The sequence below is a fragment of the Pseudomonas sp. TWI923 genome, from assembly GCF_039673365.1.
Lineage (GTDB): Bacteria > Pseudomonadota > Gammaproteobacteria > Pseudomonadales > Pseudomonadaceae > Aquipseudomonas > Aquipseudomonas sichuanensis.
In genome coordinates this window covers 1-18199 of sequence record NZ_JBDJLM010000056.1, presented here as the reverse complement: position 1 = coordinate 18199, position 18199 = coordinate 1, and the positions used below count along the sequence as shown (strand labels likewise).

20 protein-coding genes and 3 pseudogenes are annotated in these 18199 nt (G+C 63.3%); 14 read left to right on the top strand and 9 right to left on the bottom strand.

What is annotated here, in order from left to right; all coding sequences use genetic code 11:
• Positions 1–6: 6 nt before the first annotated feature.
• A pseudogene (locus tag ABE459_RS19060) lies at positions 7–240 on the bottom strand (lipoyl synthase); the annotation flags it as partial.
• Here ABE459_RS19060 and ABE459_RS19055 point away from each other — a divergent pair.
• The 6 genes and pseudogenes from ABE459_RS19055 to ABE459_RS19030 all read left to right on the top strand — a co-directional run.
• Positions 233–325, top strand: a pseudogene (locus ABE459_RS19055) (LysR family transcriptional regulator); the annotation flags it as partial. The pseudogenes ABE459_RS19060 and ABE459_RS19055 overlap by 8 nt on opposite strands.
• Before the next feature lie 63 nt (positions 326–388).
• A protein-coding gene (locus ABE459_RS19050; protein ID WP_323829037.1) for an IS3 family transposase occupies positions 389–1539 on the top strand; the annotation gives its coding sequence in 2 pieces (ribosomal slippage) (positions 389–632 and positions 632–1539; 1152 coding nt in all).
• A 204-nt stretch (positions 1540–1743) separates the two neighbouring features.
• Positions 1744–2334 (top strand): hypothetical protein, encoded by a 591-nt coding sequence (locus tag ABE459_RS19045; RefSeq protein WP_323829035.1) that lies wholly within the window; start codon positions 1744–1746, stop codon positions 2332–2334.
• A complete protein-coding gene (locus ABE459_RS19040; RefSeq protein ID WP_323829033.1) occupies positions 2318–2548 on the top strand; it encodes a hypothetical protein in 231 nt (76 codons plus the stop codon). The genes ABE459_RS19045 and ABE459_RS19040 overlap by 17 nt, the downstream gene beginning before the upstream one ends.
• Complete coding sequence (locus ABE459_RS19035; protein ID WP_346648120.1) at positions 2545–2880, top strand: hypothetical protein; 336 nt, start codon at positions 2545–2547, stop codon at positions 2878–2880. Before ABE459_RS19040 ends, ABE459_RS19035 begins: the two co-directional genes overlap by 4 nt.
• Before the next feature lie 100 nt (positions 2881–2980).
• Positions 2981–3371 (top strand): annotated as a pseudogene (locus ABE459_RS19030) (hypothetical protein); the annotation flags it as partial.
• Between the two features lie 203 nt (positions 3372–3574).
• Here ABE459_RS19030 and ABE459_RS19025 read toward each other — a convergent pair.
• The 4 genes from ABE459_RS19025 to ABE459_RS19010 form a co-directional block, all read right to left on the bottom strand.
• Complete coding sequence (locus ABE459_RS19025) at positions 3575–4828, bottom strand: OprD family porin (RefSeq protein WP_323829029.1); 1254 nt, start codon at positions 4826–4828, stop codon at positions 3575–3577.
• A gap of 67 nt (positions 4829–4895) precedes the next feature.
• Positions 4896–6200, bottom strand: a complete 1305-nt coding sequence (locus ABE459_RS19020) for a citrate:proton symporter (protein ID WP_125463754.1) — start codon at positions 6198–6200, stop codon at positions 4896–4898.
• A 120-nt stretch (positions 6201–6320) separates the two neighbouring features.
• Positions 6321–7634, bottom strand: a complete 1314-nt coding sequence (locus tag ABE459_RS19015; protein ID WP_323829027.1) for a dicarboxylate/amino acid:cation symporter — start codon at positions 7632–7634, stop codon at positions 6321–6323.
• A gap of 60 nt (positions 7635–7694) precedes the next feature.
• Positions 7695–8774, bottom strand: a complete 1080-nt coding sequence (locus ABE459_RS19010; protein ID WP_125463752.1) for a 4-oxalomesaconate tautomerase — start codon at positions 8772–8774, stop codon at positions 7695–7697.
• Between the two features lie 283 nt (positions 8775–9057).
• Here ABE459_RS19010 and ABE459_RS19005 point away from each other — a divergent pair, with 283 nt between their 5' ends.
• Positions 9058–9951 carry a LysR family transcriptional regulator gene (locus tag ABE459_RS19005; protein WP_110994839.1) on the top strand — a complete coding sequence of 298 codons (894 nt, stop codon included), beginning with the start codon at positions 9058–9060 and terminating at the stop codon, positions 9949–9951.
• A 4-nt stretch (positions 9952–9955) separates the two neighbouring features.
• Here the strand turns inward: ABE459_RS19005 and ABE459_RS19000 are convergent, their stop codons facing one another.
• Positions 9956–10855: a MerR family transcriptional regulator gene (locus tag ABE459_RS19000; protein WP_323829021.1), complete on the bottom strand. Its 900-nt coding sequence runs from the start codon at positions 10853–10855 to the stop codon at positions 9956–9958.
• A gap of 120 nt (positions 10856–10975) precedes the next feature.
• Between ABE459_RS19000 and ABE459_RS18995 the strand changes: the two genes are divergently transcribed.
• From ABE459_RS18995 to ABE459_RS18965, 7 genes are all read left to right on the top strand, one after another.
• A complete protein-coding gene (locus tag ABE459_RS18995; RefSeq protein ID WP_125463750.1) occupies positions 10976–11422 on the top strand; it encodes a PAS domain-containing protein in 447 nt (148 codons plus the stop codon).
• A gap of 280 nt (positions 11423–11702) precedes the next feature.
• The gene (locus ABE459_RS18990; RefSeq protein WP_323829016.1) at positions 11703–12125 is read left to right on the top strand and encodes a nuclear transport factor 2 family protein; all 423 of its coding nucleotides are present in this window, start codon (positions 11703–11705) and stop codon (positions 12123–12125) included.
• Complete coding sequence (locus ABE459_RS18985; RefSeq protein ID WP_323829014.1) at positions 12122–12874, top strand: SDR family NAD(P)-dependent oxidoreductase; 753 nt, start codon at positions 12122–12124, stop codon at positions 12872–12874. The genes ABE459_RS18990 and ABE459_RS18985 overlap by 4 nt, the downstream gene beginning before the upstream one ends.
• A 6-nt stretch (positions 12875–12880) precedes the next feature.
• On the top strand, positions 12881–14128 hold the full coding sequence (locus ABE459_RS18980) for an FAD-dependent oxidoreductase (protein WP_323829011.1): 1248 nt from the start codon (positions 12881–12883) through the stop codon (positions 14126–14128).
• Entirely contained in the window at positions 14125–14937 is an 813-nt protein-coding gene (locus ABE459_RS18975) for a DUF1365 domain-containing protein (RefSeq protein WP_323829009.1), read from the top strand. Before ABE459_RS18980 ends, ABE459_RS18975 begins: the two co-directional genes overlap by 4 nt.
• Complete coding sequence (locus ABE459_RS18970) at positions 14912–16171, top strand: cyclopropane-fatty-acyl-phospholipid synthase family protein (RefSeq protein WP_323829007.1); 1260 nt, start codon at positions 14912–14914, stop codon at positions 16169–16171. Before ABE459_RS18975 ends, ABE459_RS18970 begins: the two co-directional genes overlap by 26 nt.
• 2 nt (positions 16172–16173) lie before the next feature.
• Complete coding sequence (locus ABE459_RS18965; RefSeq protein WP_323829005.1) at positions 16174–16662, top strand: DUF2878 family protein; 489 nt, start codon at positions 16174–16176, stop codon at positions 16660–16662.
• Here the strand turns inward: ABE459_RS18965 and ABE459_RS18960 are convergent.
• From ABE459_RS18960 to ABE459_RS18950, 3 genes are read right to left on the bottom strand one after another with little or no spacing between them, the layout of a single operon-like run.
• Positions 16612–16782 carry a DUF2256 domain-containing protein gene (locus ABE459_RS18960; RefSeq protein WP_323829003.1) on the bottom strand — a complete coding sequence of 57 codons (171 nt, stop codon included), beginning with the start codon at positions 16780–16782 and terminating at the stop codon, positions 16612–16614. The two genes, ABE459_RS18965 and ABE459_RS18960, sit on opposite strands and share 51 nt — an antisense overlap.
• Entirely contained in the window at positions 16779–17315 is a 537-nt protein-coding gene (locus ABE459_RS18955; protein ID WP_258706363.1) for a DUF3833 domain-containing protein, read from the bottom strand. Before ABE459_RS18955 ends, ABE459_RS18960 begins: the two co-directional genes overlap by 4 nt.
• Before the next feature lie 2 nt (positions 17316–17317).
• The gene (locus ABE459_RS18950) at positions 17318–17872 is read right to left on the bottom strand and encodes a chalcone isomerase family protein (RefSeq protein WP_258706362.1); all 555 of its coding nucleotides are present in this window, start codon (positions 17870–17872) and stop codon (positions 17318–17320) included.
• Positions 17873–18199: the final 327 nt, after the last annotated feature.

Here is an 18199-nt window from a genome sequence, read left to right as displayed (position 1 = left end):
CGTGATCTACCCCACCGCCTGCGCCGCCTGTTGCTCGGCATGGTAGGACGAGCGCACCAGCGGCCCCGACGCCACGTTCCTGAAGCCCATCGCCACGGCCTGCTCGGCAAACCAGGCGAAGGTGTCCGGGTGCACGAAACGCTGCACCGGCAGGTGGCTGCGCGACGGTTGCAGGTACTGCCCCAGGGTCAGCATGTCGACCTGGTGCTCGCGCAGGCGCTGCATCACTTCGCGCACCACCCAACGCTTCGTCTCGCGCGGGCACGATGCCCACCTGCACATCTACATCGGCGCCCCGGCGGAGCTGGAAGAGCGGGTGCTGGACTGAATCGCCCCTGGTTTCGTAGACGCCTCCAAGCCTCATAATGAGGCCCAAATAGGAGGTGCCATGAGTCGTCAGCGTTACCCTGAAGAATTCAAGATCGAAGCGGTCAAGCAAGTGACCGAGAAAGGCAAGCCTGTAGCCGACGTTGCCCAGCGCCTGGGCATGTCCGTTCACAGCCTCTACGCCTGGATCAAGCTCTACAGCAAACCCCAAGAGCAGCGTCAGCAAGACGATGACCAGCAAGCCGAACTGCGCAAGCTACGCGCTGAACTCAAGCGCGTGACGGAAGAGCGAGACATCTTAAAGAAGGCCGCCGCGTACTTTGCCAAGGAGTGCGGCTGAAGTACGCCTTCATCAAGAAGCACTCGACCGATTACCCGGTGCGGCGCCTTTGCCAAACCCTCAAGGTGCATCCCAGCGGCTACTACGCCTGGCTGGCCGAGCCTCAATCTGCCCGAGCAAAAGAAGATCATCGTCTGCTTGGCTTGATCAAACATGCTTGGCTCGAAAGCGGAGGTGTGTACGGCTACCGCAAAATTCATGATGACCTGCGTGAGCTGGGAGAGACATGCGGGCGAAATCGAGTCGGTCGTTTGATGCAGGCAGAGGGGTTGCGTTCGCAAACGGGCTATCGCCGTCGTCCTGGGTTTTATGGCGGAAAGCCAACAGTGGCATCTCCCAACCACCTTGCCCGACAGTTCAAGGTCAGCGAGCCGAACAAGGTCTGGGTGACAGATATCACTTACATCCGCACCTATGAAGGATGGCTTTATCTGGCAGTAGTGCTGGATCTCTTCTCACGCCAAGTAATTGGTTGGTCAATGAAACCAAGGATGTGCAGCGACCTTGCTATCGACGCGATGTTGATGGCCGTTTGGCGACGCAAGCCACAGCAGCAAGTGATGATTCACTCAGACCAAGGCAGTCAGTTTAGCAGCTCAGAATGGCAAAGCTTCCTTAAGGCCAACAATGTGATCAGCAGCATGAGCCGACGGGAAAACTGCCACGACAATGCCGTAGCCGAGAGTTTTTTCCAGCTTTTGAAGCGGGAGCGAATCCGACGAAAGATCTACGCAACGCGTGACGAAGCCCGAAGTGATATTTTCGATTACATCGAGATGTTCTATAACCCAAAACGTCGACACAGCAGTGCTATGCAGCTGTCTCCAGTAGAGTATGAGAAACGCTATTTTCTGAGCTTGGAGAGTGTCTAGGAAACCAGGGGCGATTCACAATGCTTGTGAATTTATCTCAGAGCATCTCGATGACTCAAAAAACGTTGATCGACTTGCCAAGTCGGCGCAGGCAGGTATCGATGAAAACCCTAAATCCAATCGAGTGACTGAACTCACTGAGGTCAAGGGTATTCTACAAACGCACCACGACAGTGGAACAAACCCTGTCAAGAGGTAAGGCAGATGAGTTACTTGAAATGTAATGTTTTTGAATTGTGCTTGAGCTATCTGATGGATGCGTCAAGCATCAAAGCCGAGACGTTTGGCTTGACAAGCTTTGGCAAGGCTGAGCTTAAAGCGGAAAGTTTTGATATGGTTGGCGATGCAGATGATTTTTGCCTCTATGAGAAGGACTATCTCGCTACCCATTTCGTGCGCTCCGTGGATGTGACGCTAAAGCGTTATTTTTTCAATGGAAGAGAAAGTGGTTGTGGTATTTCTCTCTCGCCGGGTGTTCGATTAATTCCTTTGCTGAAAAGGATTCTTTCACGAGACCTAAGAGTGGAATTTTATCTGCACGAAGGTGCTCTTGATGGGGCGGTGGTGGTTGGAGGGAATTCGATAGTAAGATTTTCTGCGAACCGCTCAGGGACTGCATACGAGGTGCGGGATTTGGAGTCGGATCAGTTCCTGAGTAATGAGGGGACTGCTGTAAATTCAATAAGGAAATCGATGTCTCACATTTTAATTACAACGACGCAAGGTAAGGGCAAGGTCGTGGCTCTTCATCGACTGCTCACGTACTTGAAGAGGCGAGGTGCTTTACAGCTATGACTCACGGTTGCCTTTAGAGACAAAAGTGCGAATCTCTCAAGGGCTCAAGCTGACCGGCATCTGTTCCAAAGGCAGTTTCTTCGGCGGAAATATCTGGTCGGCAAAAACCGGTTTCGCGAAGTTGTTCTCGGACAGCAGGCCGTTGACGCTGAAGTCAAAAGCGGCTGGGTTATTAGGACCTATCCGCGCTGAAGCATTAGTGGAGTTGGCATGACGGAAGCCAAGAATCATGTTGTCTGGAGTGCGCCTGGTGAGCTGGTTTCTGCTTACAAGCTGCTGAATGAAAATGGGGATCTAGTACCTGACTTGGAGTCCCAAGCTGTTGTAAAAAGAGCGCAGGTCGCAAAATACGATTTTTTCTTCCGAAAGGGTCTCTTGTTGGCGAATCCGTTTGATCAAGACGGAGAGCTGATTGAAAGGGACTATCGAGTAAATGATTTTTCTGAATTGGGATACGAGTTGTGTAGGAAAAAAATTCCCGCATGGCTGAAAGGGAAAGGGTCGAAAAAAACCCACCTGACATGTCTTTTTTTGAGAAAGCTCTAGTGGAAATGGCTAAGCAGTAAAGAGTTTTGGAGACCGTGCAATGAGCCGTCTATTGGCTCATTGCATTTGTCGTGTGGCTGCCATCACCAATCCGATATGAGTGGTCCGCCATCAAGGCAACCAACTGATGCAAACCCAGGCGTGGGACCCGGCAGGCCGTTTGCAGGAGCAACTGCTGGGCAGCCATGACGGCAAGTCCACGCTGCTCAAGCGCCAGTATCAATACGATGCTGTTGGCCAGCCGACCGATATCCACAGCACCCTCCGTGGCCATCTGGCCTATCAATACGACCCGGTGCGGTGGTTGCTGCAAGCTACCAGCCGCCTAGGCGTCGATACCTTCGCCTTCGACCCGGCAACAACCTGCTGGACGACAACGCCCAGCGGCTCAATCGCCCGTTGGAAAGCGACCCACGCCGCTGCGCGAGTACGCCGGCACCCACTATCAGTACGACGAGCGCGGCAACCTCGTCCACCGCCTGCTTAACGGCGACCCAGTCCCTGACAAGAGCAAGGCCAAAGCTCGCTAAATAAGCTCATCGCCCACTATTAGAAAATACAAGTTCAGCCCTCCCCCACTGCCGGATGCCAGTCAACTAAGGTTTCATCGCCACTAAAGGGGCTGCTTTGCAGCCCTGCGCGGGTAAACCCGCTCCCACAGAACTTCTCGTACAAACCCTAGCCCGAGGATGCGCTACCACAGGGCGATGTCGTAGGTCAGGTAAATGCGGTTGCTGTCCCGGCCACGGGCGAAGTCCGCCCGGTACACATAGTTGCGCAGCTTCACCCCCAGGCCTTTGAAGCTGCCCGACTGCACCACGTACGCCAGCTCCATGTCGCGTTCCCACTCGCTCAAGCCCGCCGTGCCGGAGCGGCCATTGTCGCCGCTCAGGTAACGGGTCATGAACGTCAGCCCCGGCACGCCGGCAGCGGCGAAGTTGTAGGCATAGCTGGCCATCCAGGTTTTCTCTTCTTCCTCGATGAACTTGCCGATGCCGACGTTGCTGAACGAATACACCGTCGCCCCGCTGACATAAGGCATCCCTGCCTCGCCATCGAGCACCTGGTAGCCCGCGCCCAGGGTGTGGCCGCTGTGGCTGTAGGCCAACTGGCCGCTGAACATGTCGTTGTCGATGCGGCCGCCGTAGGCCGCGCCGCTGTCGTGGCTCTTGAAATAGCGCAGGTCGGTGGTCAGCACGCCGCCCGCCAGCGGCAGGTCATGCTGGACCCCACCGAAGTCCTGGCGATAGAAGTGCTCCAGCTCGCCGTGGAAGTAGCTCAAGCGCAGTTGCTTGCTGACCGCGTACTCGGCGCCGGCGTAGGTGAAGTCACCCGATTCGCGACCGCCGTAGCCGTCGGCATACAGCCCGGTGCTGTCGGAAGAGTCGCGCTGTTTGAAGCGGTCGAGGTGGCCGGCGCTCAGGGTCAGGCCGCTGATGTCGGTGCTGACCAGCTGGGTGCCCTGGTAGGTCTGCGGCAGCAGGCGGGCGTCGTTGTAGACCAGCACCGGGGTCTTGGGCAGCAAGCTGCCGTGCTTGACCACGGTGGCGCCCAGCCGGGCCTTGGCGGTTACCCCGGCACTGGCGAATTCGTCCGCCGCGCGGCCGTCGTCATGCACCGGCAGCAGGCCGGTGCCACTGCGCCCACGTCCCGAATCGAGCTTCACCCCGACCAGTGCCAGGGCATCCACCCCCAGGCCGAGCGGGCCTTGGGTGAAACCAGACTGGTAGTCCAGCAGGAAACCCTGCGCCCATTCCACCCGCTCGCTCTTGACGTTGGCGGCGGCGCGGGGGCTCAGGCCCTGCTCGTCGCGAAAGTTCTCGTTGAAATACACATTGCGCAGCTGCAGCTTGAGGCTGGCGTCATCGATGAAACCGGCCGCCTGGGCCGCAGGCAAGGTGCAGAACAGCAGGCCGCAAGCGGCCCCACGCTGAAGGGCTCGTGTCATGTTCGGGGACTCTTTTATTGTTATTGGCGCGTTACCGGGCGGCCGCTCGGCCACCCGTCAGGGAGGGTCAGATGAAGAAGGACAAGGCCCCGGTCAGCAGGGCCAGCGCGGTGATCACCAGCGAAGTCAGCACCGCCCACTTCACCGTGGCTTTCTGGAACTCGCCGATGTCGCGGTCGACCATGCCGACCAGCAGCAAGGTGGACGCCACCAGCGGGCTCATCAGGTGCACCGGTTGCCCAAGCACCGAGGCGCGGGCGATCTCCACCGGGTCGATGCCATAGGCGGCGGCCGCGTTGGCCAGAATCGGCACCACGCCGAAGTAGTAGGCATCGTTGGACAGCACGAAGGTCAGCGGCATGCTGGTGATCGCCACCACCAGCGGGAACCAGTGGCCCCAGGCTTCAGGGATCCAGTCGACCAAGGTCTGCGCCAGCGCATCGACCATCTTGGTACCGGAGAAGATGCCAGCGAAAATGCCGGCGGCGAACACCAGCAGCACCACGGTCATGGCGTTGCCGGAGTGAGCGAGGATGCGTTCCTTCTGCAGCTCGAGCTGCGGGTAGTTGATCATCAAGGCCGCGACGAAGCCGATCATGAACAGGATCGCCGCATGCATCAGGCCCATCACCAGCGCGACCATCACTGCGATCACCAGCACCAGGTTGACGTAGGCCAGGCGCGGGCGCTTGTGCGGAGTGTCTTCCAGGATCGCCTTGATGTAGCAGTTGCCGCCGCCGGATTCGAGCTTGATGTTGCCGATGCGCTTGCGCTCGGCGCGGCCCAGCAGGAAGGCGGTGAACACCACCCAGGCGGCGCCGCCGACCATGGTCGGCAGCATCGGGATGAAGTACTCGCTGGCATCCAGGCCCAGGGCGGCGATGGCCCGGGTGGCCGGCCCGCCCCACGGGCTCAGGCCGCTCATGATGCTCAGCGACAGCATGGCGATGGTCGCCAGGATCATCGGGTTCATGCCGATGCGCTTGTACAGCGGCAGCATGGCGGCGCAGGTGATCATGTAGGTGGTAGTGCCGTCGCCGTCGAGGGCCACCAGCAGCGACAGCAACGCGGTGCCCATGGCGATCTTGATCGGGTCGCCATTGACCCGTTTGAGGATCTTGCGGATCAACGGGTCGAACAGCCCGGCATCGATCATCAGGCCGAAGAACAGGATGGCGAACAGCAGCAGGGCGGCGGACGGTGCGACCGTTTTCAGGCCGTCGAGCATCATCTTGCCAAGGTCCGGGGCAAAGCCACCGATCACGGCGAAGACAATGGGCACCACGGTGAGCGCGACGATCGGCGACAGGCGTTTGCTCATGATCAGGTAGGTGAAGGTCACCACCATGACCAGGCCAAGCAATGCAAGCATGGGAATATTCTCTTGTTTTTATTGGGAGTGGCCGCGGCGAGCGCGAACGGCCCTTGCCCCACCCGCGCCTCGCGGCGCTGGGTGGAAGTTTATGTCATTCAGTGCTTGTAAGCGGGCGGTCTAGCTGTGCCGGTGTGGCTCACCGGCCGGCCAGTGGGCTGGGCTGTCTGTGCTGGCGGCGGGTTGCGGGCCATCGGCCAGGGTGCGCATCAGCGTCTGCCGGTCACAGGCGTTTTCCGACAGCGAGATGACCACCGTGGCTACCGCGTTGCTGGCCAGGCTGGTCAGCGCCCGCGCCTCGGACATGAAGCGGTCGACACCGATCAGCAGCGCCAGCCCCGCCAGCGGGATGTCGTGAATCACGGTCAGGGTCGAGGCCAGCGCAACGAAGCCGCTACCAGTGACCCCCGCCGCGCCCTTGGACGACAGCAGCATGATCGCCAGCATGGTCAGGGTCTGGCCCAGGGTCAGGTCGATGTTGCAGGCCTGGGCGATGAACACTGCGGCCAGCGACAGGTAGATGGCCGTGCCGTCGAGGTTGAACGAATAGCCGGTGGGCAGCACCAGCCCTACCACGCCCTTCTTGCAGCCCAGGGCTTCGAGCTTCTGCAGCATGCGCGGCAGCACCGGCTCGGTGGAGGAAGTACCGAGCACCACCAAAAACTCTTCGCGCAGGTAGCGCAGCAGCTTCCACAGGCTGAAGCCATTGGCCCGGCACACCCCGCCAAGCACCACCAGCACGAAGAAGGCGCAGGCGATGTACAGGGTCATGACCAGCTTGGCCAGCGCGCCGAGCGAGCTGATGCCGTACTGCCCCACGGTGAACGCCAGGGCGCCGAAGGCACCCACCGGGGCGAAGCGCATCAGGTAGCCGAAGATCTTGAACACCATCTGCGAGGCCGACTCCAGCACCGTGAGCACCGGCTGGCCGCGCTCGCCCATGGCCGACAGGGCAAAGCCGCACAGCACGGCGAGGAACAGCACCGGCAATACTTCGCCTTTGTTGAACGCGCCGATGAAGGTGTCGGGGATGATGTGCATGAAGAAGTCGACCACACCCAGCTTGGCCGCCGAGTCGGTGTACTGGCTCAGCCCTTGGGTGTTGAGGGTCGACGGGTCGATATTCATGCCCTCGCCCGGGCGGAAGATATGCACCGCCGCCAGGCCGATCGCCAGGCTGATCACGGTCAGCACCAGGAACAGCAACAGCGTCTTGCTCATCAGCCGGCCCAGCGAGCGCCGATCGCTCATGCCGGCGATGCCGGTGACGATGGTGCAGAACACCACCGGTGCGATCATCATCTTGATCAGCTTGATGAAGGCATCGCCCAGCGGTTTCAGGGCCACAGCCTGTTGCGCCCAGAAGTGCCCGACCACCACGCCCAGCAGGACGGCGCAGAGGATCTGGAAGTACAGCGATTTGACCAGTTTCATGAGGCATCACCCATTGTTGGATTTGTGCGGATGCGCTGTGTCGTCCGTGGGTACAGCGGCTCAGCCAGCCAGCCGCCGTGCCGTTGGCGCGTAGACGAAACCTGAGAACAGCCGGCGGGCGGTACGCACCACGGACGCCTGGATCGTCTTGCCGTCCGGCCCGCTGCGCGAAAGCGCCACATCAATGCCACCGCTGGGGTGCTCGAGGCGCACTTCCTGCAGGCCCTGGGCCGCATCGCCAAGCAGGTTCATGGTGACGGTGCCGGGGCTGACGCAGGCAGTTGCCAGCCCGATTGCTCCGGTGATGGCCAGCGCCCGGTGGCAGTTGTGCGGCATGAAGTAGCGCACCTGCAGCGTGCCGCCGAACTTCGCCGGGCTGACCAGCACCGGCTTGGGGATGACCATGCCGCTGACATCGCCCAGGCCCATGGCCCGCCCGGCTTTGATGCGCAGCGCCTCCAGGCGCTTGAGCAGGCGGCTGTCGGCATCCAGCTCGGCGGGGCTTTCGCCGCCGTCCAGGCCCAGCTGGCTGGCTTCGACGATCATCATCGGCATGGCCATGTCGATGCAGGTCACCGGCACGCCGTCGATCACATCGCAGGCTTGGCCGGTGGGGAACAGCTGCCCGGTCTTGCTGCCGACCGCGTCGAGGAAGGTCAGGTGGATCGGCGCCGCCGTGCCCGGCACGCCATCGATGGCCGTGCGGCCTTCGTAACGGACGATGCCGTTGGGCGTCTCGACCAGGGAATTGACGAAGGTGTTGGTGTTGAGATTGCGGATGCGCACCAGGGTCTTGCCCTCGACGGCCTTGACCAGGCCCTGCTCGATGGCGAACGGGCCCACGGCGCAGAGCATGTTGCCGCAGTTGGGCGCGGTGTCCACGCGGCGCTGGGCCACCATCACCTGGACGAACAGGTAATCGACATCGGCGTCGGCGTGCAGCGACGGGCTGACGATTGCCACCTTGCTGGTCTGCGGGCTGCCGCCGCCGATGCCGTCGATTTCCAGCTCGTGGCCGGAGCCCATCAGGCGCAGCAGCACTTCATCGCGCTCGACCACATTGGTGGGCAGATCCCAGGCATGGAAGATGGGGCCTTTGGAGGTGCCGCCGCGCATGAGCACACAGGGGATTCGTTGCATGTCTAGTGACTCTTGTTGATCAATCGGCTGAATTGATGTTGTGATCGAAAGAGTGACAGGCATGGATAAATCAATCCAATGCAAAGATCGTAGCTATTATTGCGTTTAACAAATCAATTAAACGTTGACGCTGATCTCTTGTAGGAGCGGCCTTGTGTCGCGATAGGGCCGCAACGCGGCCCCAGCGATTTTCGTATCAGCATTGAAATCCTGGGGCTGCTCTGCAGCCCTTTCGCGACACAAGGCCGCTCCTACAGGGGGTATGCATGCATCAGGACCTAACATGGAATACGAGCTCCAAGACATCAGATCTTTCGTGAAAATCGCCGAATTGGGCAGCTTCCACGAAGCGGCAGAAGTGCTGCACCTGTCGCAGCCGGCGCTGAGCAGGCGTATCAAGAAGCTCGAAGAGGGCCTGGGCACGCCGCTGCTCGAACGAACCACCCGGCGCGTCAGCCTGACCAGCGTCGGCCGGGATTTTTTGCCCAAGGCACGCCGCCTGCTCGATGATTTCGAGGACTCGATCCTGAGCATCCGCGAGCTGGCCGAACGCCAGAGCGGCCAGGTCACCCTCGCCTGCATCCCCACGGCGGCCTTCTACTTCCTGCCCTCGGTGATCCGCCTGTACAACCAGCAGTACCCGAAGATCCGCATCCGCCTGCTCGACCTCAGCGCCAACGACGGCCTGGAGGCAGTGCTGCGCGGCGAAGCGGACTTCGGCATCAACATGATGAGCGGTCAGCACTCGGACATCGAGTTCGTCTCGCTGGTGCAGGAGCCGTTCGTCCTGGCCTGCCGGCGCGACCATGAACTGGCATCGCGCAAAGCGGTGACCTGGTCGGAACTGGCCGACTACCGGCTGATCGGCGTTGGCCGCCTGAGCGGCAACCGCATGCTGCTGGACCACGCCTTGAGCGGGCTGAGCCTGAGGCCCAAGTGGTTCTACGAGGTGCAGCACCTGTCCACGTCCCTGGGGATGGTCGAGGCCGGGCTGGGGGTTTCGGCCATGCCCAGCCTGGCGATGCCCGGGCCCGACCATCCGACCCTGGTCAGCGTCCCGCTCACCGAGCCGGAGGTCACCCGCACCCTGGGCCTGGTGTACCGGCGAGGCGCCTCGCTGTCGCCGGCGGCGGAAAAATTCGTGGCGATACTGCTGGAGAAGTGGCGCAGCGGCTGAGCGTTTACAGCTCCAGTGCGCCCCTGAGCAAGGCCGCAAGCTTGGGCCCGACCTCGGCGCCCTGCCCCTCCAGCAGCGCCAGCGGGATGCCCTGCAACAGCGAGGCAAACTCGGCCAAGCCGTCGCCCAGCAATGCCATCGGGCAGGCAATTTCCATCTGCAGGCTGCGCAACCGCGTGGCCAGGGCCGGGCTGATCGGGCCCTGCACCCTGATCACCAGTGCCGCCGGGCGCATGGCCACGCACAGCAGCGGCAGCTCGTCCAGCGGCTGGGTGTTGCCGAGCACCTCGACACGCTGCTGTTCCCCACCCAGCATCAGGGCGCTGCACAGCAGCTCCAACTCGCTGACGCCACCAACTGCGCACAAAAGCACGCGCGGGGCGGCAGCCTGGTTCAGTTGCAGGCGCAGCAACAGCCGGGCGCGCAGGAAGGTATCGAGGAACAGCCATTGGCTGCGTTGGCCGAACGCCGTGCCAGCGGCCAACTGGCGCCACACCGGCATCAGCACTTCGCGCAGCACGACGGTTTTGGGGAACAAGGTGAATACCTGGCCATGCAGCGCTTCGAGCGCCTGCCCATCGAAGGCCTGGGTGGCACGCAGCACTGCAGCGCGCCAGTCGTCGAAGCCATCGCTGCCCTGCTCGACCGCTCGCCCCCTCTGCTCGTGCTGACGGGCCAGCAACTCGCCGACCTTGCTGATCGGCAGGCCACTGCCCGTCCAGTGCAGGATGTCGCGGATACGCTGTACATCCTCGGGCGTGTACAGGCGATGGCCGCCTTCGGTGCGCTGGGGGCTGATCAGCCCGTGGCGGCGCTCCCAGGCGCGCAGGGTCACCGGGTTGATGCCGGTCAGGCTCACCACTTCGCGCATGGGCAGCAAATCAGGGGAAATCGCTTCGGTCATCGGGCACGCGGGGATCTAGGGGCCGGGGACGCCATTCTAAACCCATCCCCGCCTTTTGCGCCGAGCGTTCGTGCGTCATCATGGCGGCCAGCGCGCACGCCACCATTACCCGAGGTTCACATGATCGACGCAAAGCTGCTGCAACTGATGGTCGAGACCTCCAACGACGGCATCGTCGTCGCCGAACAGGAAGGCAGCGACAGCATCCTGATCTACGCCAACCCGGCATTCGAACGCCTGACCGGCTATGCCGTCGACGACATCCTCTACCAGGACTGCCGCTTCCTGCAGGGCCAGGACCATGACCAGCCGGGGCTTGTGAACATCCGCGAGGCGATCCGCGACGGCCGCCCTTGCCGCGAAGTGCTGCGCAACTACCGCAAGGACGGCAGCCTGTTCTGGAACGAGCTGTCGATCACCCCAGTGCACAATGAGGCCGACCAGCTGACCTATTTCATCGGCATTCAGCGCGACGTCAGTGCACAGGTATCGGCCGAGCAGAAAGTCCGCGAGCTGGAAGCCGAGGTGGCGCAGTTGCGCCAGCAGTTGGCCAATGGCAACAGCTGATTTGTCTGAGAGCTGTAGGAGCGGCCTTGCCGGGGCGCCGGACCGGCCGGAAAGGGTCGCGAAGCGGCCCCAGTTTTTAGCTACGCAACAAACAACGCCGGGGCTGCTGCGCAGCCCTTTCGCGACACAAGGCCGCTCCTACAGTAGACAGTTGCTCTGGCGCCCTGCGTGACGGCCCTCTAAAACTGTACAAACCGGTTGACTTGTACAGTTTTAGACATAGGCTTCAGGTATACCTGTACAAAAATCGTTCCGTGTACAGGATTGCCTGGAGCCGCGCATGTCCGACTACCTGCAAACCTTCGCCGAACGCTTTGCCGGCTTGAACGCTGGCAACCTGCAGCGCCTCGACGAGCTGTACAGCGAAGCAGTGACCTTCCGCGACCCCCTGCACCAGATCGACGGCCTGCCTGCCCTGCGTGCCTACTTCGCCACGCTGTACGCCAATGTGCAGGCCATCCGCTATGACTTCCACGGCGCCGACCAGGTACAGCCGGGCCACGGCTACTTGCGTTGGACCCTGCATTTTTGCCACCCGCGCCTGGCCGGCGGCAGGCCGATCAGCCTTGACGGCTGCAGCCACCTGCGCTGGCGCGAGCAAGTCGAGTTTCACCAGGACTACTTCGATGCCGGCGCGCTGCTGTACGAGCACGTGCCCGTGGTCGGTGGGCTGATCGGCTGGCTCAAGGGCCGGCTGGCATGAGCCGCTGCTGGTTGACCGGCGCCAGCAGCGGCATCGGCGCTGCCCTGGCGCTGTGCTTGCTGGAACAAGGCCATCAGGTCGCGCTGGGTGGCCGCCAGGCCAGCAGCTTGCAAGCGCTGGCCGAGCGCTTTGCAGGCCAGACGCTAATTGCCGTAGGTGATATCAGCGAGGCGCCGCAAGTAGCGCAGATCGCCGCGAGTATCGAGCATCACTGGGGCGCCCTCGACCTGGTGATCCTCAACGCCGGCACCTGCGAGTACCTGGAGCCCGGCCACTTCGACCCGGCCCTGGTCGAACGGGTGATGCGCACCAACCTGCTGGGCCTGTGCCACTGCATCCAGGCCGCCCTGCCCCTGCTTCGGCGCGGCCAGCGACCACATCTGGTGGTGATGGGCAGTTCTGTGAGCTGGCTGGCGCTGCCACGGGCCGGTGCCTACGGCGCGTCCAAGGCCGCCGTGCGCTACCTGGTCGAGTCGCTGCGCATCGACCTGATCACCGAAGGCATCGATGTCACCCTGGTCAGCCCCGGCTTCGTCGATACGCCGCTGACCCGGCGCAACGACTTCGCCATGCCGCAAATGTGGAGTGCCGAGCGCGCCGCCCGGCATATCGCCGCACGCCTGGCGCAGCGGCCACTGGAGATCAACTTCCCCGGCCTGTTCACCTGCGTGTTGCGCCTGCTAGGCGCGCTGCCGGTGCGCTGGCGCCTGAAGCTGGGCCAGCGCATGGCCCGGCGTGAACAGGGGTAGCCGAACATGCGGATCGCCATCATCGGCAGCGGCATCGCCGGCCTGACCTGCGCCCACCTGCTCTCGCGCCGGCACCAAGTCACGGTGTTCGAAGCCGCCGACTGGATCGGTGGCCACACCCACACGGTCGATGTGCAGTGGCGCGGCCAGCACTATGCCGTGGACACCGGGTTCATTGTCTTCAACGACTGGACCTACCCCAGCTTCATCCGCCTGCTGGGCTACCTGGGGGTAGCCTCGCGGTCCACGCAGATGAGCTTTTCAGTGCACGATCCGCTCACCGGCTGCGAATACAACGGCCACACCCTCGACAGCCTTTTTGCCCAACGGCGCAACCTGCTGTCACCAAGCTTCTGGGGCATGCTGCGGGACATTTTGCGCTTCAACCGCCAGGCCCTCGCCGACCTGGACAACCAGCGCATCGAAGCCTCCACCACCCTTGGCGACTACCTACGCACGCAGCGCTACGGCCAGCGTTTCATCGACCACTACATCGTGCCAATGGGGTCGGCGATCTGGTCGATGTCACGCAGCGACATGCTGGGCTTCCCGCTGCAGTTCTTCGTGCGCTTTTGCCGCAACCACGGCTTGCTGTCGGTCAGCCACCGCCCGCAATGGCGGGTGGTCGAAGGCGGTTCGCGCAGTTACCTGGCGCCGCTGTGCCGGCCGTTCGCAGAGCGCATTCGCCTGAACTGCGCGGTCAGCCGGGTCTGCCGTGACGATGGCGGCGTAACGCTGAACAGCACGGCCGGCAGAGAACGGTTCGACAGCGTGGTGTTCGCCTGCCACAGCGATCAGGCCCTGGCGCTGCTGGAGGCCCCCAGCGCCGAAGAACGCGCGGTGCTCGGCGCCATTCGCTACGCCAGCAACGATGTGCTGCTGCACACCGACACCCGCCTGCTGCCAAGGCGGCGCAAGGCCTGGGCCAGCTGGAACTACCGCCTGGGTGGCAGCGAACAGGCCCCCGCCGCGCTGACCTACGACATGAACATACTGCAGGGCATCGAGGCACCGGTAACGTTCTGCGTCAGCCTGAACCAGACCGCCCTGGTGGACCCGGCGCAGATCCTCGCCCGCTTCCAGTACGCCCACCCGCAATACAGCCTGGCGGCGCTGGCCGCCCAAGCCCGACAAGGCGAGTTGCAGGGGCGCCAGCACAGTTATTACTGCGGTGCCTACTGGGCCAACGGCTTTCACGAGGACGGCGTGGTCAGCGCGCTGCAAGTGGCCGAACACTTTGGAGAGCGCCTGTGAACAGCAGCCTGTGCCGCGGCTGGGTCAGCCACCGGCGCCTGACCCCGCGCCCGCATGCCTTTCGCTACCGCATCGGCATGCTCTACCTCGACCTGACCGAACAGCCCTGGCTGCTCGGCCTGTCGCGCTGGCTCGGGCACTCGCGCCTGGCCCCGCTTTGCTGGCGTGAAAGCGACTACCTGCCGGCCCTTACCCGCAGCGGCATGCCGCTGGCCCAGGCCGCCCGCCAACTGGTCGGCCAGGCTACCGGGCAGGTCCCCGAGGGCGCCGTGCACCTGCTCACCCAGCCACGCTGCTGGGGGCTGTCGTTCAACCCGGTGAGTTTCTACTTCTGCCATGACCGCGAGGGCCAGCTCGCGGCGATCCTGCTGGAAGTGCGCAACACCCCTTGGCACGAACGCTTCCACTACGTGCTGCCGGTGCAGCCAGGCCAGCCCCGGCAGTTCTGCGTGGCCAAGGCCTTCCATGTGTCGCCGTTCATGCCGCTGGACATGGAGTACCGCCTGCGTTTTTTCCTCGATGCCCAGCGGCTGCGCATCCACATGGAAAACCACCGCGAAGGGCAGGCAGTGTTCGCCGCCGACCTGGCCCTTGAGCGCCGGGTGCTGAACCGCAGCAGCTTGCACCAGCACCTGCTGGCCTTCCCGTGGATGAGCCTGCGCACGCTGTCGGCCATCTACTGGCAAGCCCTGCGCCTGCTGTTCAAGCGCACGCCCATCCACGATCACCGCGCAAGCCAGGGCAACCTGCGCCTTGGCCAGACCACCTGTGAGGAGCCCAAACATGCCCGAACCCACGTTGAGCGTTAGCAAATCGGCGGGCCTGACACCGCTGCTCGGTGGCCTGGTCAGGAACGCCGTGCTGGCCCAGCTACGCCGGATCAGCCGCGGCCAGCTGCGGCTGATCGGCAACGACCAGCAATGGACCTTCGGCGAAACCGACAGCGCGCTATACGCCGAAGTCGAGATCCTGGACGAGGCCGCCTGGGGCATGGTTGCCGGCAATGGCTCGATTGGCGCCGGCGAGGCCTATATCCACGGTTACTGGCGCAGCCCTGACCTTGCGGCAGTGACCCGTCTGTTCGTCGCCAACCTCGACGTGCTCGATGCCATGGAACGCGGCCTGGCGCGCTTCGGCCGCCCGACCCTGCGCCTGTTGCACAGCCTGAACCGCAACAGCCGGCGCGGCGCGCGGCGCAATATCCTGGCCCATTACGACTTGGGCAATGCCCTGTTCGAACGCTTGCTCGACCCGACCATGATGTATTCCGCGGCGCAGTTCGACAGCGCCGAGCAAAGCCTGGAACAGGCGCAGTTGAACAAGCTCGAACGTATCTGCCAGAAGCTCGAGCTCAAGCCCCACGACCACTTGCTGGAGATCGGCAGCGGCTGGGGCAGCCTGGCCATCCACGCCGCCACCCACCATGGTTGCCGGGTCACCACCACCACACTGTCCCAGGCGCAATACAGCCATACCCTGCAGCGGGTCAAGGCGCTGGGCCTGGAGCGGCGCATCAGCGTGTTGTGCGAGGACTACCGCGACCTGCGCGGGCGCTTCGACAAGCTGGTGTCGATCGAGATGATCGAGGCCGTGGGCCATCGCTACCTGCCAACCTATTTTCGCCAGTGCGCGGCGTTGCTCAAGGACGACGGCCTGATGCTGCTGCAGGCCATCACCATCCGCGACCAGCGCTACGCCCAGGCGCGCCGCTCGGTGGACTTCATCCAGCGCTACATCTTCCCCGGCGGCGCCTTGCCCTCGCTCAGCGTGCTGCTCGACACCGCCAGCCGGCAGACCGCGTTGAACCTGCTGCACATGGAGGACTTCGGCCAGGACTATGCACGCACCCTGCGCCACTGGCGCGACAACCTGCGCCTGGCGCGCGGGGCGCTCAGCGAAATGGGTTACGACGACACCTTCCAGCGGCTGTGGGAGTTCTACTTGTGCTACTGCCAGGGCGGCTTCGAGGAGCGGGTCATCGGTGTGGCGCAATTGCTCTGGGCCACACCCCAGGCACGCCGGGCACCGCTGCCGGGCGCCTGAGCATGCCCCGCGCCTGGCTGCTGGCCAATGCGCTGTGGCTGCAGGCTGGCTGGTGGGCCTGCGTGCTCGGCGCAACGCGGCCCTGGCTGTTGCTGCTGGTGCCTGCCGGGCTGGCGCTGCACCTGCATTATTGCCACGACCGCGCGGGCGAAGCATGGGCGCTGGTGCGCGTGACGCTTGCCGGTTGCCTGCTCGACAGCCTGCTGGGCGCACTGGGGCTCTTCAGTTTTGCGCAATGGCCGCTACCCGGCTGGCTGGTCTTGCTGTGGCTGGTGCTGGCCAGCGGCTTGCGCCACAGCCTGGCCTGGGCCGCGCGACCGGCCTGGCGTGGGGTGCTGCTGGGTTTGCTGGGCGGTCCGCTGGCCTATCTTGCCGGTGCGCAGCTTGCGGGCGTGGGCCTGCCGCTGGGCTCACTCGCCACGGCCCTGCTGCTGGCGCCGTTATGGGCGCTGGCCTTGCCGCTGGCCTTGCGCCTGGCCGCGTGGCGCTGAGCGACGGCAGCGCTCGGAGCAGTAGCGCACCTGCTGCCAACAACGCGCCCAACGCTTGCGCCAGCTGAACGGCCGGCCACAGGCCGCGCAGACTTTGCTCGGCAACAGGCTTTTGTTCATCCGCCGGCCTGGGGCAAACGCCGGAAGAACAAGGTGATCTGCCCGATCTCCACGCCGAACTTGCGCATGCTCGAGCGGTTGATCAGGGTGTCTTCATCCATCAGGTACATCCAGTCGTCCAGGTCCACCTGCCAGTGGCTGCCATCCACCGGCAGATCCAGACGGTATTGCCAGCGCAGCGCATTGCCCGCTACCTCGCCACGGGCCTCGCCGATCACGTCCCCTGCCCGCCCGCGCCAGCGCCCGGGGCCGTCCGGAGTGAGCGTCCAGGTGCGCTGCTGGCGGGTGCCGTCGCTGTAGACAAAGTGCTCGTCGAGGATCAACCGCTCGCCTTCACGGCGGCTGTCGATGTGCACGTGGAAGCGCTTGACCACTTCGCCGTTGCGTTTCTGGAACATGCCCCAGGCTTCTACCGGGGTGGCAAAGAACGCCACCAGGTCCAGGCCCGGTTGCTGCCCGCGATAGTGTTCGACGCCGACATTGCCGCAACTGCCGAGCAGCAGGCAGGCGAGCACAAGTACGAGGTTACGCATGGTCAGCCTCCGCGATCTTCTTTGGCCAGCCCGAGCAGGCGTTGGCGCAACTGTGGGTCTCGGGCTCTCGGGTCCAGCCAGATGGCGAAGAACGCCTGGGCGAAGGCCGGGTCGGCGACCTCGGCGCGCAGTTGGCCATCGACATAGAAGCGGCAGCCCTGCCCGGGCAGGTACAGCCCGGTGATGCGCATGCCCGGGCGCACGTCGACGAACGCGGCGCGCATGTTGTTTGCCCAGCGCTCGAGGGTTTGCGGGCTGGGCGGCTGCGCGGCCAGACGGCGCATTTCGGTGAGGCTGGCGTCGACCAGGGTGTCGCGGGACAGTGCCCGGTGGTAGCGCAGTTCGAGGGCGAAGGGTTCATCCCAGCTTTGCGGCGAACCGGCACTGAACAGGCGGGCGCTGTACAGGCGCAGGCCGAACCAGCTGAAGTCGCCGCTGCCGGTCAGGTGGGCCTGTGGCAGGGTGGTGCGCCAGTCTGCACAGGTGGGCTGGGACAGGGCCATGGCCATGAGGATGGCCAGGGTAATCAGCGTTTGCCTTGTGGGGCTGGGGGCCATTTAGCGAACACCCGGGCGTGTACGGATACTGTACAAGTATATTTTCTTGTACAGGTATTCGTAGCGAAATCTTGATTTTGTATAGATTTTTTAGGGTGAGGTTTGGGGCTTAGTGTGTTTGTTTTGATGGATGTATGCGCATTCGGCGGTGATGGCGACTTTTAGTCACCTTTTCGCCCTTACGGCGGGTTACTTTGGTCTTACCTCGCCGGCCGCGGCCAAAGTAACCAAAGCCGCCCGCTCCCATCATACGGCCCCTGCGCTGCGCTCCGGGGTCCCCTCGCTCCGGTGCCTTCCGGGCCCGCGCGGCCTACGACTTGCTGCGCA

What these genes read in the sequence shown, in the direction of transcription:
- ABE459_RS18950 (WP_258706362.1), bottom strand. Translation starts at nt 17,872, where the DNA reads ATGGCCCCCAGCCCCACAAGGCAAACGCTGATTACCCTGGCCATCCTC.
- ABE459_RS18995 (WP_125463750.1), top strand. Translation starts at nt 10,976, where the DNA reads ATGATCGACGCAAAGCTGCTGCAACTGATGGTCGAGACCTCCAACGAC.
- ABE459_RS18985 (WP_323829014.1), top strand. Translation starts at nt 12,122, where the DNA reads ATGAGCCGCTGCTGGTTGACCGGCGCCAGCAGCGGCATCGGCGCTGCC.
- ABE459_RS19015 (WP_323829027.1), bottom strand. Translation starts at nt 7,634, where the DNA reads ATGAAACTGGTCAAATCGCTGTACTTCCAGATCCTCTGCGCCGTCCTG.
- ABE459_RS18960 (WP_323829003.1), bottom strand. Translation starts at nt 16,782, where the DNA reads ATGAACAAAAGCCTGTTGCCGAGCAAAGTCTGCGCGGCCTGTGGCCGG.
- ABE459_RS19020 (WP_125463754.1), bottom strand. Translation starts at nt 6,200, where the DNA reads ATGCTTGCATTGCTTGGCCTGGTCATGGTGGTGACCTTCACCTACCTG.
- ABE459_RS19000 (WP_323829021.1), bottom strand. Translation starts at nt 10,855, where the DNA reads ATGACCGAAGCGATTTCCCCTGATTTGCTGCCCATGCGCGAAGTGGTG.
- ABE459_RS19025 (WP_323829029.1), bottom strand. Translation starts at nt 4,828, where the DNA reads ATGACACGAGCCCTTCAGCGTGGGGCCGCTTGCGGCCTGCTGTTCTGC.
- ABE459_RS18955 (WP_258706363.1), bottom strand. Translation starts at nt 17,315, where the DNA reads ATGCGTAACCTCGTACTTGTGCTCGCCTGCCTGCTGCTCGGCAGTTGC.
- ABE459_RS18990 (WP_323829016.1), top strand. Translation starts at nt 11,703, where the DNA reads ATGTCCGACTACCTGCAAACCTTCGCCGAACGCTTTGCCGGCTTGAAC.
- ABE459_RS19035 (WP_346648120.1), top strand. Translation starts at nt 2,545, where the DNA reads ATGACGGAAGCCAAGAATCATGTTGTCTGGAGTGCGCCTGGTGAGCTG.
- ABE459_RS18980 (WP_323829011.1), top strand. Translation starts at nt 12,881, where the DNA reads ATGCGGATCGCCATCATCGGCAGCGGCATCGCCGGCCTGACCTGCGCC.
- ABE459_RS19045 (WP_323829035.1), top strand. Translation starts at nt 1,744, where the DNA reads ATGAGTTACTTGAAATGTAATGTTTTTGAATTGTGCTTGAGCTATCTG.
- ABE459_RS19005 (WP_110994839.1), top strand. Translation starts at nt 9,058, where the DNA reads ATGGAATACGAGCTCCAAGACATCAGATCTTTCGTGAAAATCGCCGAA.
- ABE459_RS19010 (WP_125463752.1), bottom strand. Translation starts at nt 8,774, where the DNA reads ATGCAACGAATCCCCTGTGTGCTCATGCGCGGCGGCACCTCCAAAGGC.
- ABE459_RS18965 (WP_323829005.1), top strand. Translation starts at nt 16,174, where the DNA reads ATGCCCCGCGCCTGGCTGCTGGCCAATGCGCTGTGGCTGCAGGCTGGC.
- ABE459_RS18970 (WP_323829007.1), top strand. Translation starts at nt 14,912, where the DNA reads ATGCCCGAACCCACGTTGAGCGTTAGCAAATCGGCGGGCCTGACACCG.